We start from the raw sequence: 17,658 nt of genomic DNA on the forward strand, positions 1-17,658 counted from the left end.
GCCGACGTCACCGGTGGTACCACGCCGGTCTCCATCGCAATAACGGTGGCGGCCAGCGTCGCCTTCTGCCCGACCACCAAGTGCACCAACGCCTGCTAGCCGACTGACTGCTGTCAGGGGTGGGGAAGGAACGATTGTGCGTAACGACAAGGACATCCTCGGGGAGTACGACGAGGCGGAGCTCATCGAGCTGAGCGAGGCCGACGTCACCGGTGGTACCACGCCGGTCTCCATCGCAATAACGGTGGCGGCCAGCGTCGCCTTCTGCCCGACCACCAAGTGCACCAACGCCTGCTGAGTGCTCGGTAGGTCGGTGTAAGCGGGCGGGGTGGAATGGATCGAAACCTTCAAAGGTCCATTCCGCCCCGCTTCTGGGGGCCCCTTCACATCGCGCGCAGAAGGACAGCAATGAGATCTGCGATCAACCTTTATCCGGAGTTCGACGACACGGAGATCGGTGAAACGATCACGCCGCTCGCATCATTCGACGACCACGTTCTTGCCGTGGTCGCCGGTGAGCCGCAGAAGCCTGCCGCGGCATTCGCGCGGCCCGGGGTCGTCAAGGACTGGCTGACGCGACCGGAGGAATACCCGTTCCAGCACGTAATCAGGGCGATCGCGGCGGGTGCCGCGGACGGAGATCCGCTGGCCGCCTTCCCCGGCCTGTTCGCCGACCCCGACGACGCACTGGTCGAACTGCTCGGCAGGGCGGAGATCCGCATCCGCGAGATGTACACCCGTCCGCTGGTGGCAGCCGTCAACCACGCCCGCGAGCAGGGACTTCTCGAGGGGGACAGCCCCCAGGAGCGCTACCTGTACTTCGTGGACGAGGCGATCCGCAGTTCGTTCGCCGCCGCCGGAGGCCTCAGCTTTCCCGTGCTGCGGGATCTCACGCCGGTGGTGCTGGCCGGCGCCGTCGATGCCGTCGTCGAACTCTGCTCAAGGCTGGTGGCCGACCGGGAGGTGCTCCGTGACAGCTTCGGTCTCGCACCGGACGACCGGCTGGTCTCCTTCGGCGCCCCCGAGGGCGACACCCACCATCATGGCCGGGCAGTCTGCGTCCTCACCTTCGAGTCCGGCGAACGCCTGGTCTACAAACCGCGCGACGTGTCCTGCGAGGCCGCCTTCGTCCGGCTCGCGGACGAACTCAACACGGCCTTCGGCACCCGTCTCGTCACCGCCGAGGCACTCGCCCGTGACGGCTACGGATATGTCGAGTACATCGAGGCCGAGGACGTCTCCGACATCTCCGAGCGTTTCATGCGCGACAGCGGTGAACTGGCCGCGGTCCTCTATGTGCTGAACGCGCGTGACATGCACTTCGAGAACATCGTGCCGACCCGCCGCGGTCCCGTCCCGGTGGATCTCGAGACCCTTCTCCATCCGGAGCGGGTACACGACGGGCCGGTTCCGGAAGCCGAGGGGAACGCGTACGCCACGATTGGGCAGTCGGTCTACGGGGTGGGGATCCTGCCGCTGGTGATGGCGGGGAGGAAGGAGAACCGGGGCGGACATGTGGACCTCGGATTCCTCGGCGGGCCGGGACGCGGCACATCTCCGTTCAAGCAGATGAGTTTCGATGCGCCATACACGGACCGGATCAGGCTCGCCCTCAAACCGCAGGCGGTGCAGGAACGCAAGACCGTCGTCGGCGAGCGGACCGAGGAGGAGATCCTCCGCCTGGGCCGGGAGATGGCGGACGGCTTCACCCGGACGTACCGTGCGATCCTCGCGGCACCCGGCACCTGGACCACGCTGCTGCGCACGATCGTCGACGGCCTGCGGATCCGCTATGTCCACAACCCCACAGCGCTCTACTCCCAGACCCTGCGCATGACCACGGGGCCGAGCGCGCTCGACGACCCGGCCACCTATCTCGCGCTGCTCAAGCGCATCGCCATAGCCAGCAAGACCTCGGCCCGGCCGCTGATCGTGTCGGAGCTCCGGCAGATGGCCGAGCGTGACGTCCCGTACTTCACCGTCAGCGCCACCGGCACCCGGATCTGCGACGGAGACGGCCGAGAAGTGGGCGCCGTGCTCAGCCGCTCCCCGCTGGAACTCGCCCTCGGCAAGGCAGCCAGCCTCGGCGAGACCGATCTCGTACAGCAACTGCGGCTCGTCCGGTCGGCGTTCACCGCTCAGTTCCCGGACAACCACCTGTCTCCCGCACGGCACGCGGAAGCCCCCGCGGCGGACGGCAGTGCCGGCTCCGGTGAGCGTCAGGACCTCGTCTCCCTCGCGCGGGAGCTCTGCGACGGCCTGGTCGAGACCTCCCTGCCCGACCGCTTCGCGCACCTGCCCAGGACCTGGATCGGGCCGCTGGCGTCCGCGGAGGCGGACCGCCCCTGGCCGCCCGGCGTGCTCGGCTACGATCTGTACACCGGCCGGACCGGAATCGCTCTCACCCTCTGCGCCGCCGGACGTGTCCTGGACGACGAACGTTACCTGAGTGCGTCACGGCAGGTCTTCTCGGCGACCGCCGACATCCTGCACTCGCACCGCTACGAGTCCCGCAGCCTCCAGCAGGCCGGTTACGGCGGCTACACCGGCATGGCGGGCGTCCTGTTCTGCCTCTCGGCGGCAGGCCGCCTGGCAGGTGAGGACGACTGGTCGCGCGCCGCCCGGGAAGCGGTACCCCTGGTCCTCGATCAGATCCGCGCCGAGCCGGCCGACGGGCTCCCGCTGGACGTCATCAGTGGTCTCGCGGGTGTGCTGAACTGCGTCACGGACATCGTGGGTCCCGACGCGCCCGAAACGGTCACCGAGGTGGCGCTCCTTCTCGCCCGGGCGATCCAGGGGGACGGGGCCTTCGCCCGGTCGGTCCTGGACCAGTCGGGGTTCGCCCATGGCATCAGCGGGGTCGTCCACGCCCTCGGCCGTGCCCATCCCCTGCTGCCGGCGGAACACAGGCCCCTGGTCGAGACGGTGCTGACCGCACTCGTCAAGCGGCTCGACGTGTTCTTCGACCCGGACGAGCGGAACTGGTCGTCCCGGGCCTCGGAGGAAGGAACCTTCGCGACAGGCTGGTGCCACGGCTCGACCAGTGTCGCACTAGCCCTGTCCACCTACGGGACCGTGCCCGGCAGCGAGGACGTCACGACCCTGCGGGACCAGGCGGTCAGCAATACGCTGCGTCTCGGTTTCGGCCGAAACCTGACCTGGTGCCACGGCGACCTGGGGAACCACGCGGCCCTGCGCTACGTAGCCGGCCCGGCCGGCACCCCGCTGCACGCCGAGGTGCGGGAGCAGGAACGCCGATGGCTCCGACCGGAGGTGTTCCGCCGCAAGATGGCCGACCCCGACAGCCGCTACGCGCACACCAACAGCCTCATGGTCGGCAGCGCCGGCCTGGCACTGCACCTGCTCAACCGGGTCGACCCGGACCTGCGCCTGTGCCCGCTCACCCTCACAGTGGGGGGGCGTTGATCATGACGACATCCCACCGGAAGAAGATCTCCACGGCACGCCGGGTACCGACCGTGACCCAGGTCGCGCAGACGGAGTGCGGTCTGTGTTCGTGCATCGCCCTGCTGCGGTACTACGGGCGCGCGGAGGAGATCGTCAGCGCCCGCGAGGTCATGGAAGCGGGACGGGACGGCCTGTCGGCCAGCCAGTTGGCGCAGTTCCTGGAATCACACGGCATGCGTGTCAAGCCGTACCGGGTCAGGAACGTGACCGCCCTCGAGAACTTCACCTCACCGGTGATCCTCTACTGGGAGAACTACCACTTCGTCGTCCTGGAAAGCTTTGACGGCCGGATGGCCGTCGTCATGGACCCCGCGGTCGGACGGCGCCGGATCAGCCGCGAGGAGCTGGAGAAGAGCTTCACCGAGATCGTCCTCGCCGCCGAGCCGGCCGAAGGGTTCGAGAAGAAGCGCGCCAGGCCGTTCTCCGAGTGGCGCAAGTTCCTGCTGCTCACGACGGACGCGAAGAAGCGCATAGGTCTGGTTGCTCTGCTGTCGCTCAGCGGGTACGGGACGGTTCTCGGCATTCCCGTCCTCACCCGATGGGCCGTCGACCGGTACGCCCATTGGAACGGACTCGGCGATTCGGCCGTCCTTTTGGGGGCCGTGCTGGCTGCCGCCCTGTGCTATTACGTGCTGCACTTGGCGAGGGTCATGCTGCTGTCCTCGTTGGTCGCCGTGCTCGGCAAGGACCTGATGAGTCAGACATTCACCAGGCTCCTCAACCTGCCGTTCAAGTTCTTCACCACACGGCCGCCCGGTGAACTGATCTACCGGCTCAACAGTGTGACGTCGGTACGCGACCTGATTTCGTCCCGGATGGCCCAGGGCGTGCTCGACGTGGGCACACTGATCTGCGTCACGGTGTACCTGCTGGTCACGGAGTGGCGCCTGGGCCTGGTCGCCGTCGGCCTCCTCCTGCTCAACGCTCTGTATCTGATGAAGACGCGGTACCGGGTCACCGAGGCGGTCGACTCGGAGATCGCGTATCTCTCCAAGAGCCAGGGAACCCAGCTCGACGCCATCGTGTCGATCCCGGCGATCAAAATGGGCGGCTACGCCGAGGAGTTCCTGACCGGCTGGAACGAGACGTACAGCAACTCGCTGGACGCGATGAAGACGCGGATGCGTCTCCAGCAGGGCCGCATAGCCGGACTGTCGACCACGACGCAGATGTTCGGGCCGCTGCTCCTGCTGCTGTACAGCCTCCACCTGGTCAGCCGCGGCGGCATCTCCCTCGGGGCCGCCGTATCGGTCCAGGCGATCTCCGCGACCTATTTCTCCCTGGCCAGTTCGGTGTTCCAGACGTACACCTCGTTCAACGAGGTGTCCCGGTACGTGTCCCGGCTGGCGGAAATCTCAGAAGAGGAGCCGGAGGTGCCCGGCGGCACCCGTACCGAGCTCGCCTCCTCGTCCATCAGCCTCAAGAACGTCAGCTTCCGGTTCACCAAGCACAGCGACCTGGTGGTCCGGGACGTCACGATGACGATCGGTGCGGGAGAACGCGTAGCCCTCGTCGGACCCTCGGGATCGGGAAAGAGCACCCTCGGCCGCATTATCTGCGGGCTCTACGGGGCCACGAGCGGAACGATCGAGTTCGGCGGCCACGACCTCGAGGAGTACGACAAGACCGCCCTGCGCCGCACCATCGGCTACATCCCCCAGGAGGTGCATATGCACAATCGCACCATTCTGGAGAACCTGACACTGGGTAAGGACCTGTCTGAGGAGTACGTCCGCGAGTTCTGCGACCGGCTGGGGATTCTCGACTTCGTCAACGACCTGCCCATGGGGTTCAACACCCTGGTCTCCGACATGGGAGCCAACTTCTCGGGCGGTCAACGCCAGCGGATCGCCATCGCCCGGGCCCTGCTGGGAAATCCGAAGATCCTGGTCATGGACGAGGCCACGGCGGCACTCGACAACATCAACGAACGCCGTGTCACGCGGGTCATCTCGGAGATCGGGGCCACTCAGGTCGTGATAGCGCACCGCCTGGCTACCGTGAAGTCGGCCGACCGGATCTACGTCCTCGACAAGGGTTCGATCACGGAAGCCGGAACCCACGAAGAACTTCTCGGCGAGGGTGACTTGTACGCGAATCTGTACGGTGAGGACCAGCGGGAGGAAACGCTGGTGGGGGGAGAACGCACGTGACCGACCCGCAGGTGGCAGTCATCGACTTCCTGCCGTTCTACAAGAACCGCATACCCCGTCAGGCAGTCGTGGACCGACTGCACGGCCCCCTGTCCCGGGTGTCCACGCCTGAGCACGAGGAAGAACTGACCGACCAGGTCTGGGAAGACCTTGTCACCAGCGTGGAGGGACACTCCCTTCGCGCGCTGATAGGGGAGTTCCACGAATTCCGGGGAGCGCGGGGGCTGCCCATGTCCGCGGAGAGCGACGAGGCGCTTCAGAAGTTTCACCGGCACCTGGACGACCCGAACAACTGCCGTGACATCCTGGCTCGTTACGAGGTGTTGCGCCGTCGGCTCACCGTGGTCCTGGACCACTTCCTCGACGCCTACGACGAGCTGTTCACGGCCTTTCACCAGGACCGGCCGCGGCTTGTGGCGGGCGGGTTGCTGGAGGACGAGAACGACACGCTCGTCTCTCTGATCACCACGGGCGGCGACCCCCACAACGACAACCGGCGCGTCGTGGGCGCGCGCCTCGCCGGCGGCGGAAAGCTGATCTTCAAGCCGCGCACCCTGGCGGCCGACGACCTCGTCCGGGACCTGTACGCCGCGGCCGAGCCGTATCTCGCCCACTCCCTCGACGGATGTGTGCCGGCATCGCTGACCGTCGGTGACCACGGATGGCAGCAGTTCGTCACCTCCCGCGCCATGACCGCGCCGGACCAGCCGGCCCGGTACTTCTACCGCTTCGGCGCGCTGTGCGCGCTCTTCGGCGCCATCGGCGCGTCCGATCTCCACGACGAGAACCTGCTGGCCGCCGGGGAGCACCCGTGCGCCATCGACACGGAGATGATGCTGCGGCCGGGCGCCGGGTCGGGGAACGACTCGCTGGAACACCGGCTGATCAACCACGTCGAGGTTTCCGTGGCGTCCACCATGCTGGTTCCGAACGTCAGACCCGAATCGCCGATCGATGTGATCATGGCGGGCGTCGGCGTCGGCGGCGAGCAGGTGTCCGGCAAACTGAAGAAGACCGTGATCCAGGACGGTGGCACGGACGCCGTCCGCCTGCGCTGGGAACCCGTTGTGTACCGGCACAAGGAGAACGTGCCGCGGCTCGGCGAGGAGAAACTGCCGGCCGTGCGGTACTACCGCGAGATCGTCGCCGGATACACCGACGCCCTGGGAGCCGTCCGGCAGCGCGAGGTGATCGAGGGCATCCTCGACCGGTACGCCGACCTGCCCGTACGCTGCCTGATCCGCTCGACGATGGTGTACGGCCGCTTCCTCGACGCGGCCACACAACCGCGGTACCTGCGCGACACCGGTGAGACCGAGCGCCTCCTGGGGCTGCTGAGGGAGTTTCCCCGGCATCTGACGCCCGAGGCCCGCGCGTTCGCGGGCGAGGCCGAGCGCACCGCGCTGGCCACCGGGAACGTGCCCTACTTCACGGCACGGGCCGGCTCCACCGAGCTGGCCACGAACACCTCCCGGCAGGAGAGGGCCCACCCGTCCTCACCGGCGGACTTCGCCCGGGCGGGCCTCGCGCTCCACGCCGGGCAGAGCGACGCCTACCACCGGTTCGTACTGGAGGAGTGCTTCGGCGAAATCGCCGAGGGGGCGCCGGACGTCATGTCCTCTCAGAGCGTCTTCGCCCCGGTCCTCCACACCGCCGCGGACGAGGCATGGTGGCCCCTCGTGGCCCGCACGCTTCAGGGCGTGCGGGTGACCCACCAGGACGAGCACGGTGCGCAGTGCGGCTGGATCGGCGGGGTGGGGCCCGACCGCGGGGTCCCCACCATCGTCCCGGGAAACTTCCTGTCGTTCCACGACAACGGAGGAATCGTCACCTTTCTCCAGGACGCCGCGCAGCACGACCCGGAGCTGGGAGAGCTGCACCTGAGTGCCGACCGCGGCCTGAGCGCACTTCTCGAGGTGTACGGGGAGGCGCTGCTGCGGGCCCCGGAGAGCGTGTTCACCGGGGCGGCCTCGCTGTTGCTCACCCGGCCTCGCCGACAGGACCGTGCCTGGGTGGCCCGGCTGCTGGAGCGAGTTCCGGAGCGGATCGAGGCCGGCACCCTGGAGACGGACCTGGTCAATGGTCCTGCCGGTTTCCTCATGGCCGTGCTGGCCCGTCTCGAAGCGGGCCAAGATCCCCTGATGGATGAGGCTCAGCTGACGCGTCTGTGCGACCTGGTGCTCGCACAGGCCGGGACGACGCTGGACCGCGCGTGGTTCGACGTGGCCCACGGCGACGTCGGCATGCGGTGGGCCGTGTCCCGGATCGGCCGGTACCTGGGTGACCCGACCCTGACCGACGCGGCCGCGGACTGGCTGACGGAACGCCTGGCCGACGGGGAGCTGCCGCCTGTACCGGGATGGTGCAACGGCAGCGCTGGGTTGCTGCTGGTCTCGGCGGAGATCCTGACGGCGGCGGGCCGGCCGCGGACACTCACCGACGGCCGCCTCGCGGAACTGGCGGACCGGGCCACGTCGCTGCGGGAGCAGAACCCGGTGGACCTGTCGGTGTGCCACGGCTCCAGCGGCGTGATTCAGTCGCTGATTGCGGCGAGCAGCCTGCTGGAGGACCCGTCCCTGCTCGAGCGAGCGGCCGACTACCGGGGCCGCGTGGCGCAGGCAGCCCGGGGCGAGCAGGGGTTCCACACGGGTTGTCCGGGGAGAACCTCGCTGCTGGGCTACATGTTCGGCTGGTCGGGCATCGGCCATACCGACCTCATGCTGAACAGGGCACTCGACGGCCATGCCCCGGCCTTCGTGCCGGTCGCGCTGACCGCCTCCGGCATGCCGGAGGCGTCGTTGCCGCGACCGCGCGGCGAGAGCGCCGTGACGGAAGTCCTGCGCTGACCACCAGAGACAAGGAAGAACCAGTTGTGAACCAGAACAAGCAGAACAGTATGGCGCCTGCGTTTCCCCTTTTCATCGGGGCTGTTGTCGCGGCCGTGGCCTTCAGCCAGGACAACTGGGGCGGTGCCGTGCTGGGTCTGGTAGCCGGCGCCGTCATCTCCCTGATCGTGTCGGTACGTCGACGGAAGCGGTAGCGCACGATGAAGTACTCGATATTGCTGCCGGTGGTACCGGCCCGTCCCGAGCAGGCGGTGCTGTTCGCGAACCTCGTGCAGTGGACCGTCGCCGAGCGCCTGTGGCAGGGGCAGTCGCTGGTCCTCGACTCCCACCACCTGGCCACCTGGCTCGCCGGAATCGGGGTGCGCGTCCCGACGGGGTTCGGGGTCTCCCTGATGCCGTTGCGGTCGCCCTACCAGGCGGCCTTCGAGGCGCGCTCGGTCGCACTCGCCACCGGGCACTCCGTGGTGGCCGGGTTCGGGCCGGGGCCCGTTTCCTTCCAGAGCGCTCTCCTGGGGCAGCCGTACGCCAGTCCACTGCGGGCCTCCCGGGAGTACGCGACGATCGTGCGCGCCCTGGTGTCGGGTGACGACGCCATGGTCGAGGGTGAGTACTTCTCGGTGGCCGCCCGGCTGCTGAAGCGTCCGGCGCCACCGGTGGAGGTGGGCCTCGGGGTGCTGCGCCCGAAGATGGCGGCCCTCGCGGGCGAGGTGGCCGACCGGGCCATCACCTGGCTTCTGCCGGCCGGTTACCTCGCCGAGACGCTGATCCCGGCGATGCACGGCGCCGACCGCAAGCTCGAGGAGCCCGTGCGAACCACGGCCATCGTGCCGCTGGCGGTCGCGCGCAAGGGCCGTGACGTCACCGCCCTGGTCGAAGCGACCTGCGGAAACCATCTGAAGGCACCCCACTACCAGGACGCACTGCGGAAGGCCGGAATCACCGTGTCCGACCAGGGCGACGCGCAGGATGCCGCGCGGGTCGTGGACGCGGGCGCCTTCCTGTACGGCACCGTGGAACAGATCCACGACCGGCTCGCCGAGTTCGCCGCTGCCGGGGTGGACGAGATCGTCCTCAACACGATCGGTGTCGCGCAGACGCACGGACCGAAAGCTGCTGCCCAGGACCTCCTGCAGATTCTCGGCAGCGCGACGGGTGTGTCGGCAGCCGATGTCGGACTGACCTGACGCGTGGCCGGCCGGGCGGCACCCCGCTCGCCCGGCGTGGCCCGCAGGAGCCGGTCCACCCGGCTGGGACGCGCGACCGAGCACGCGTCACCTTTTCCATGCTCTGATCACACAATTGTCCGTCAGCAGAGAGGGCGAAAGCGCATGTCCCGCACCGAGAACGTCGATGTCGTCGTCGTGGGAGGGGGCCCGGCCGGCTCCACGGTCGGAAGCCTGCTCGCCAAGGCCGGCCACACGGTACTCATCCTGGAACGGGAGACCTTCCCCCGTTACCACATCGGGGAGTCCATGGTGTCCGGCATGGCTCCGCTCATGGAGGAACTGGGCCTCGTAGAGGAGCTGGACGCGCGCTTCCGGCACAAGAGCGGGATCAGCCTGCGGTGGGGCAGGGACCCCGAGCCCTGGCGCAGCGACTTCTCCGCGGCCTTCTCCTCGACCGGCAGCCACTTCACCCACGCCTGGCACGTCACGCGGAGCGAGTTCGACGAGCTGATGCTCGACAACGCCCGGAAGCTCGGCGCCATGGTTCACGAGGCCGCCCAGGTCACGGAGATCCTTCGGGACGAGACCGGCAGAGTGACCGGGGTGGCGTACACGCAGGACGGTGAGACCCATCGGGCCACCGCCCGCTTCGTGGTGGACGCCTCCGGCCAAGGCCGCCTGCTGACCCGTCAGCTGACCCGGACCGAGTGGCAGGAGGACTTGCGCAACGTCGCGGTGTGGACCTACTTCGACTCCTACACGCCCATCGAGTACGAGGACGACATCCTTGTCGAGGCCATCCAGGGCGGCGGCTGGGTATGGGGCATTCCGCTCTCGGACACCAAGCTGAGCATGGGTTACGTGCTGTCCGCCGAGAAGCTCTCCGAACAGACCCGTGGCGGCCGTACTCAGCGGGATGTCTTCCTCGACTGCCTGAGGGGCAGTCACGTCGCGAAGACGATGGTCGACGTGGAGGCCCTCGGTGAACTGAGCACCACGCGCGACTGGTCCCATGTGTGCGACACGTTCCACGGCCCGGGCTGGGTCGCGGTGGGAGACGCCGCCGCGTTCATCGACCCCCTGTTCTCCTCCGGCGTGTGGCTGGGCACCTCCGGGGCCTGGCTGGCCGCCCGGGCGCTCGACGCCGCGTTGGGGGACGAGGAGCAGGAAGAGCAGGCTCTGGAGCGGTTCGACTCCCTCTACCGCCAGTTGTTCAAGGACATCCTGGCTTACGTGCGCTTCTTCATGGACCCGACCCGGCTGCGCGAGGAGTACGAGGAGCGGGCGCGGGAGATCGGGAACATGGTCACGCAGAGTTCGCGTGTCGGGTTCGTCTCGATGATCTCAGGCGTGAACGCCGTCGCGGATGTCGTGGACTTCGACCCGATGAGTGTCGAGGATGTCGAGGGCGTCATGCAGGAATGGGACGAGCAGACCATCACGAGCCAGGAAGCCGGCGAAGGTGACGTGAGCGGTCCCCTGCTCAGGAGGTGAACGCGTCCCAGGAGGCGTGCCCGGAGCCCTGACACCCCGGGGTGCCGCGCCGCCCACGCTCGGCACCCCGCTTCCCGTCCGATGAGAGGATCCAGCTTTGTCTGAAGAAGTCTGTCGGCCCGCCATCGTGGCTCCCCTCGTGACGGCGGCCATGTTCCTGTGTGCCGTGACCGCACAGGCCGAAGAGAGTGCCGGTCCTCCGGCGGAACCGGTCGCGTCGGACTTCACCTGGCCGAGTCCGCCGGGTGCGCCCTCGCCCGTCCTGGGGGACTGACACCGGGCGACAGCGCCCCCTGTGCGTCCGGCGCAAAGAGGGACGCAGGCATGGGTCGACCGGTCATGCGGATCGCACATGGCCGACCGACCCGTACCTGCGTTCCCGTGGTCCGGTTCGTCGGACAGCGGCGGGCATCACCGGGCGAGCGGCTCCCCGGCCGCCGGCACCGTGTGGGAGGACATCCGTCCGGTGCGTCAGATCCAGTGCCTGCGAGTCGCCTGCACGCCTGCCGCGAAACGGCTGGAGACGCCGAGCCGCTCCATCAGCGCGGCTAGTTTCCGTCGCTCCGTGCGCACGCTGATTCCCAGTGTCCGTGCCACCGCGCTGTCGGTGAGCCCTTCGGCCAGCAACTCGAGCAGCTTGCGTTCCTGGGGTGTGATCTCGTCGGGCATCCTCTCGAGGGAAGTGGCTCCCTGGCGAAACCAGTTCGCATGGTCCCAGTACGCCTCGAACAGGGCCCGCATGGCCAGGACCACCGGCCTGCTGCTGAAGAGCAGTGTCGAGCCCGAGCCCTGCCCGGGCAGCCCACTGACCACAGCGGCCGTCGTGTCCACGATCAGCAGCCGCATCGGCAGGGAAGGGGTGGTACGGACCTCGCAGTTGTGCTCGACCATCCACTGGGCGTGCGACCTGGTGACGCGATCGCGCATGATGCTGTCGATGTAGATCGAACGAAAACGCACGCCGCGGCCGAAGGCGCGCTCGTTCAGCTGCCTGGCGGCCTCCACCGACTCCTCGGTCAATCTCCCCGCGGGGTGGAAGGCCAGGCTTTCCTGCTGGCAGGACTCTGCCAGGGCCTCGATGCGTGTACGGATGTCGTCGATGTGGTGCAGTCGCTCGATGCCGTCACCATGGGCCGATTGCCCGGCAGCGGCGTATTCCGCGGCTACGGCGTTGAGCACCGTCGTGTTGTGCTTGATGCGGTGTTCTCGCCATGCGAGCTCCTGCTGCTCCCGCTGGAGCAGGACTCTCACCCCGCGCAACGGGTCCACGGCTCTCAGCCCTCCGGGCGAGTCCTTGGAGGGAGCGAGCAGCGACAGGTCGGTGAGCCGTGCGATGGCCGCCTTGACGCTGCCGTCGTCGCTGCTGCTCAGTTGGGCCAGCTCGTGCGCGTCCTGTTCGTTGTGGAACAAGAACGCGCGGTACACCCGGAGTGTCTCCTGGTCAAGAGTTAATATATCCGCCAAGTGTTTTTCCCCCTTTGAGTCGCCCTGGGCGCTAATGCGCGTAGACCACGCGCCCTGGACCGGGGACACCAGCTGGTGCGTTCCTGGTGGTTTTCCTGTCAACAGTCTGCATGATCGTCATGATAGCGACTGATGTCGTCCGGCGTGGCTCCCGGACGCCCCGTCACTTCCGTGCCTTGCGGTCCGGAAGGACAACGGGAGTTGGCCGAAAGGTACTTCCGCCGCCCGGCAGCGGGAGTTGGCCGAAAGGTACTTCCGCCGCCCGGCAGCCGTCGCGAGCGGTACCGGTTCGTCCTGTCATGTCCTGGCTCAAGGTGGCAGCAGGCTGCCTGGCAATTTGCTGACAGATCCTGGATGCGGACAGGCGGGATACCAGAATGATTTCCTCTCCTCGGTCGCCGGTGCCGCCGGAGGAAGGCGAAGCGGCCGGAGCGAAGGGGGCACCACCGGCTCGATGCCCTCCCAATGACCGTTGGAGACACACGAATTGGAGTCGAGCCATGTTCCTGGCAGGCGCGCTCACCGTGACCTTCACTCCGAGCTCCCCGTGACCGGTCGGGTCGCCGGCCGCCGGCCTTGGCCGTGCGCCTCGCACCGCCGGTGATCGCGGGCGACGACGTGAACACCGGCGCACGCCGCGCCTGCCCGTGCCGGTCCGCATCATGGCCGGCCAGGCCACCGGGGCCCGGACGGCCCGGCTCTCCGCAGGTCACGCCACGGGCAAACTGAACAGATCATCACATCGAGGAATTGTGGGGGACAATTATGGCCTCGTTCATGAGACGCTGCTCCGTTTTATTGACATTTCTTCCCGAGAGGAGGGCGTTGTCCACAGCCGCGTGCTGTCCGCTCCTATGAAACGGGTAGGTGGCGCGATGCTGTTCAGAATTCTGGGACACCTCCGAGTTGAGGAAGAGGTCGAGGTTCGTTCCCCCACGCGGCGGGCGATTCTCACGGCCCTGCTCCTGCGGTCCGGTCACCCCGTCGGAATGACGGAACTGGCCGAAATGCTGTGGGACGATCCGCCCTTGTCGGCCAGGGCGAACATTCGCAGTCACTTCACCGGACTGCGGCGCGATCTCGACCAGGCCCTGCCGGGGCTGAGCCACAGGATCAAGACATGCCGCGGCACCCAGAGTGGCTACAGGATCGAGGTCGGGCCGGGAGAGGTGGACCTGCCCACGTTCGTCCAGTCTTCCAGGCAGGGCCGCAACTACCTGGCACGGGGCGAGGTCGAGAGGGCCACTGCCGTCCTCGAGGATGCACTGGCCCTCTGGCGCGGTCCGTTCGGGCAGGATCTGCCGATGACGCGCTGGTTCGACGCACACGCGACGGGACTTCGCAACGGGCGCCTCGACACGTACGAGGACCTCTTCACCGCGTTGCTCATCGCGGGCCGGACCGAAATGCTGTCCTACCGCATCGAGACGATCATCGCGGAAGCGCCGTACCGGCAACGTCTGTGGGAGCTCCTGGCGGCCGTGTACTGCGTCCAGGGCGACTCGGCAGGGGCCTTGAGCGTCCTCAGGCGCTGCAGGACGGTCCTTGTCGAGGACCTGGGCCTCGACGTGCCTCCGAACGTCGAGGCCATGAGGGGGGCGGCGCTCACCTGGGACGGCGACGAGGCCCTGCGCCTGGTCGCAGGCGCCGCCTCGTGCCGGGCTCAGACCACGGGGCGCGGAGTGGGCCCGGGACGCGAGGAAGGCCGGGCACTTCCGTCGATGCCAGCCCAGGCTTCTTTGCCGGGAGTCGACAGGGTGAAATTCCCGACTGTGATCGGCCCGCCCGGTATTTCGTCCGCCGACTTCCCACGACGGAAAAGGGGGTTGACGCCCCTGTAAACGCTCGGCCTATGTTCTCGCTGTGACTTCGGCCCAAAAGTACTCCACCGCATAGAAGCGCTTTTCTGCACAGGGACTTCCATTGTCCCGAGGTGCCGAATGGAGAGCCGAGGGCCAGGCCGACGGGTGGGATGCTGCCGCTGCGGTCTTTTCGAAGTTTTCGAACATGGTGGCGCACGGCGCCGGTCCCATTTCCCGCAACAGTAGATACCGCAACCGGCCGGTCGTGCGCCGATGGTGAATCACGGAGGAGCCATGGAATACCCGAGAGACCTCTCGGATGCAATAGACGAATTCGTCTCCACGCTGATGGCCGACGACTTCCTGTCGAAGGTCTACCACCGCGAACACCGCGTGTTCCCCGGGGCCGCGGAGAAGATCAGGAGCCTCTTCGGCTGGGACGACCTGAACGAGATTCTGGAGACACATCAAGTCAGATCACCGCAGATGCGGTTGTCGCGGGACGGCAAACAGCTTCCCGAGGCCTCCTACATGGAGGCGCGCGTCGCCCGACGCGGACGCCGGCGAATCCGCGTCGATCCGGCAAAGCTGCGAGCGGCGTTGCACGCGGGCCACACGCTCGCGATGCGGTACGTGGACGAGATCCACCCCGGTCTGTCGCAGCTCTCCGAAGCCTTCGAGCGCAGGCTGCTCAGCGACTTCGAGTTCAACCTCTACGCCTCCTGGGCGCCCACCGGCGGTTTCAACGCCCACTGGGACAACCACGACGTGTTCGCCATCCAGCTCCACGGCAGTAAGCGGTGGCGCATCTTCGGGCGCAACGAATTCTCCATGCACCCGAGGGACTCGGCGATGGGTACGCCGCCCACCGAGGTCGTCGACGACCTGGTGCTCTCCCCCGGCGACGTGCTCTTCCTGCCACGGGGCTACTGGCACGATCCGGTGACCGAGGAGGGCCCCTCCCTCCACATCACCGGTTCGATCCCCTGCACCACCGGCCTGGACCTGGCCCGCTGGCTGCTGGACCAACTCCGCGAGGACGAGACCATGTGCGCCGAGCTGTTGCGCTTCGGTGACCCGGAAGGCCCGCGGGAGGTGCTGCGGAAGGTGCGGGAGCGGCTGGACGGGGCGCTCGGGGAGGAGGACCTGCTGAAGCGGTTCTTCGCCGTCCAGGACAGCGCACAGTTCGGGAGGTTCCAACTCGGCCTCCCGGACGTCGGCCCCCCGTCCGCCGCGCGGAGTGGTCCTCCGGCAGGGCTGTGACACCGGCGCACCCGTCCTGATTCTGGACCCTCGCTCGGTACTCCATGACACAGGTCGTAGAAACCGTCTTTGGGCGTCCAGCTGGTCCAGGACAGTCCTGAAAGCCCAGGTCAGGCTCCGCTCGGTCAGCGGAGCCTGACAGGACATCTCCGTGTCGCCCGACCAGACGATGTCCCCGTCGGGCTGGCAGCAACCCCTGGCACCGTAGGCGGTTGTTGTTCCGAGACACGTGGCGGACGCCGCAGCTCTGGCGCAGGCACGTTCCGATGTGAGGTGTGCGAGAGCAGCGGGAGGGAAGTCCAGACGTTCATTCAGGGCGTCAGGGAAGACCGGTTCTATGCTCCTCTTCTGCTTTCCCTCATGGGTTTGCGTCCGGGTGAAGTCTGCGGACTTCGATGGGAAGATGTCGGCTTGGAGGATGCCACGATGACCATTGCCAATGCGCTGACGATGATGGGCAATCGGTATGTGGTGGAGAAGGGAACTTAATTCCCGGCCGGAGAGCGCGATATTACTTGGACTCCGGGTACGTCGTGGTGCACGAGACCGGGGAACCTTTCAAGATCAAGCAACTCCGCAGATGCGCATACCGGCTCATGGAAATCCTTGGTCTCCGCCGAGTACGCCTGTACGACGCTCGCTCGTCCTGCCTCACATATCTCGCCAACAACGGCGTGCCGGATCACATCCCAAGCGTGAGTCAGGAGGCCGGGGGCGAATTTCCCAGCCGTATGAAAGCCACGTTCGAGGTGGATCCGGACACCGGCTGCTGGTCGATGAGACGCCAAAAGTATCTACTGCTGGCAGAAAGCAGCATCCTCATGGACAAGGATGCAGGAGGAGGAGGATGCGCTGCGGGAGTTCGCGGAGCAGCGACTGGCCTTGCCAGTTACTCCGCCGAGTCAGATGACCCAGCGGTTTCAGCGGCATGGGCATTCTGGTCGAGAAGTTGCCGACTCGACGGACGGGCACGGACGTTGTTGCGAAGCTCTTACCCCGGCTACAGTTGTTGCGGGACAGGACGTTCGCGACGCCCTGCTGGTGTGTAGACCCACCGCTTCCATGAGGGTGATAAGCGGCAGTCAGCCGTCCAGATGTCGGGGTGCCTCGGAGAGGGCGACCTCAGGTTCCTGTTGATCGGAAACTTGGTTGTACAACAGTCGTAGCGCGTCGGTCGAGGCGCTGTCGTTGGGTGTATAGACCTCAAGCCGGTGGTCCGGGCTGTCGGGCTGGAGCCACACCTGGTAGTCGACGTCGACCCCTCCGACGGTCGGGTGTTGCAGGCCCATAGTGCCCACGGTGCAATCCGCGACGTCGCCTTTGGCCCATAGCGTGGCGAAGTCGCGGCTCTGCGTGGCGAGTTCACCGATCAGTTCAGCCAATCGGGCGTCGGTGGGGTACCTGCCCGCGGTGAGCCGCAGGTAAGCGACATGGGTTCGAGCCAGTTCATCCCAGTTTCGGTGCAGGTCGCGGGTGAGAGAGTCGAGGAAGAACATCCGGGGATGGACGGCCGTCGCGCGAGATCGTGGGGCGCGTCGAAGGCGACGTGTTCTGCAACGAGGGCATTTCCAGTGCGGTTCCAGGCCAGCACGTCGCCGCGGCGACCAAGTACGACGGCCGGCGTGGTTCCACCCACGGACGCAAGGAGCGCCAGTACTCGTGGGTGCGGTCTTTCATGGCGGGGACGGACCAGGCGTGATGTGGTGGGCTGACGGGCGAGGTTGTGTAGGTGGGCTGTCTCGGCCGGATCGAGCTGGAGCGCGTTGGCGAGCGCGTCGAGGACCTGTTGGGAGGCTGTACCGGCCTGACCTTGTTCCAGCCGTGTGTAGTAGCCGGCGCTCACGCCGGCGAGCTGCGCGAGCTCCTCACGACGCAGGCCCGATACTCGGCGAGCGGTGCCGTAGGTGTGCAGTCCGACGTCGGCGGGCGTGACCCGGCCGCGGCGGCTCTTGAGATATGCCCCGAGGTTCTCCAGCTCCATGACTGCGAGCGTAGGCGCGAC

Annotated in this window: 11 protein-coding genes and 1 pseudogene; 10 read left to right on the forward strand and 2 right to left on the reverse strand. The window is 67.3% G+C overall.

Features of this window, described 5'->3' with window-relative positions; all coding sequences use genetic code 11:
• Positions 1-45 precede the first annotated feature (45 nt).
• From ACIRQP_RS33700 to ACIRQP_RS33735, 8 genes are all read left to right on the forward strand, one after another.
• The gene (locus ACIRQP_RS33700; RefSeq protein ID WP_403897247.1) at positions 46-99 is read left to right on the forward strand and encodes a hypothetical protein; all 54 of its coding nucleotides are present in this window, start codon (positions 46-48) and stop codon (positions 97-99) included.
• Between the two features lie 37 nt (positions 100-136).
• Complete coding sequence (locus ACIRQP_RS33705) at positions 137-298, forward strand: class II lanthipeptide, LchA2/BrtA2 family (RefSeq protein WP_403897079.1); 162 nt, start codon at positions 137-139, stop codon at positions 296-298.
• Positions 299-408: 110 nt separating this feature from the next.
• Entirely contained in the window at positions 409-3,426 is a 3,018-nt protein-coding gene (locus ACIRQP_RS33710) for a type 2 lanthipeptide synthetase LanM family protein (RefSeq protein WP_403897082.1), read from the forward strand.
• A gap of 2 nt (positions 3,427-3,428) precedes the next feature.
• Positions 3,429-5,621 (forward strand): peptidase domain-containing ABC transporter, encoded by a 2,193-nt coding sequence (locus tag ACIRQP_RS33715; RefSeq protein WP_403897085.1) that lies wholly within the window; start codon positions 3,429-3,431, stop codon positions 5,619-5,621.
• A complete protein-coding gene (gene lanM, locus ACIRQP_RS33720; protein WP_403897087.1) occupies positions 5,618-8,467 on the forward strand; it encodes a type 2 lanthipeptide synthetase LanM in 2,850 nt (949 codons plus the stop codon). Before ACIRQP_RS33715 ends, lanM begins: the two co-directional genes overlap by 4 nt.
• A gap of 26 nt (positions 8,468-8,493) precedes the next feature.
• Entirely contained in the window at positions 8,494-8,661 is a 168-nt protein-coding gene (locus ACIRQP_RS33725; RefSeq protein WP_403897089.1) for a hypothetical protein, read from the forward strand.
• A gap of 6 nt (positions 8,662-8,667) precedes the next feature.
• Positions 8,668-9,651, forward strand: coding sequence for an LLM class flavin-dependent oxidoreductase (locus tag ACIRQP_RS33730; RefSeq protein WP_403897092.1), 984 nt, complete (start codon positions 8,668-8,670; stop codon positions 9,649-9,651).
• Positions 9,652-9,795: 144 nt separating this feature from the next.
• Complete coding sequence (locus ACIRQP_RS33735; RefSeq protein WP_403897094.1) at positions 9,796-11,127, forward strand: NAD(P)/FAD-dependent oxidoreductase; 1,332 nt, start codon at positions 9,796-9,798, stop codon at positions 11,125-11,127.
• A 471-nt stretch (positions 11,128-11,598) separates the two neighbouring features.
• On the opposite strand, the gene ACIRQP_RS33740 is transcribed toward ACIRQP_RS33735, so the two are convergent.
• The gene (locus ACIRQP_RS33740; RefSeq protein ID WP_403897097.1) at positions 11,599-12,552 is read right to left on the reverse strand and encodes a LuxR C-terminal-related transcriptional regulator; all 954 of its coding nucleotides are present in this window, start codon (positions 12,550-12,552) and stop codon (positions 11,599-11,601) included.
• Positions 12,553-13,466: 914 nt separating this feature from the next.
• Between ACIRQP_RS33740 and ACIRQP_RS33745 the strand changes: the two genes are divergently transcribed.
• Both ACIRQP_RS33745 and ACIRQP_RS33750 read left to right on the forward strand, forming a co-directional pair.
• On the forward strand, positions 13,467-14,432 hold the full coding sequence (locus tag ACIRQP_RS33745) for a BTAD domain-containing putative transcriptional regulator (protein ID WP_403897250.1): 966 nt from the start codon (positions 13,467-13,469) through the stop codon (positions 14,430-14,432).
• Positions 14,433-14,687: 255 nt separating this feature from the next.
• Entirely contained in the window at positions 14,688-15,656 is a 969-nt protein-coding gene (locus ACIRQP_RS33750; protein ID WP_403897100.1) for a cupin domain-containing protein, read from the forward strand.
• Between the two features lie 1,082 nt (positions 15,657-16,738).
• On the opposite strand, the pseudogene ACIRQP_RS33755 reads toward ACIRQP_RS33750, so the two are convergent.
• A pseudogene (locus ACIRQP_RS33755) lies at positions 16,739-17,637 on the reverse strand (helix-turn-helix transcriptional regulator).
• Between the last annotated feature and the right edge of the window lie 21 nt (positions 17,638-17,658).

It is taken from the genome of Streptomyces sp. NPDC102274 (assembly GCF_044766385.1).
Taxonomy (GTDB): Bacteria; Actinomycetota; Actinomycetes; order Streptomycetales; family Streptomycetaceae; genus Streptomyces.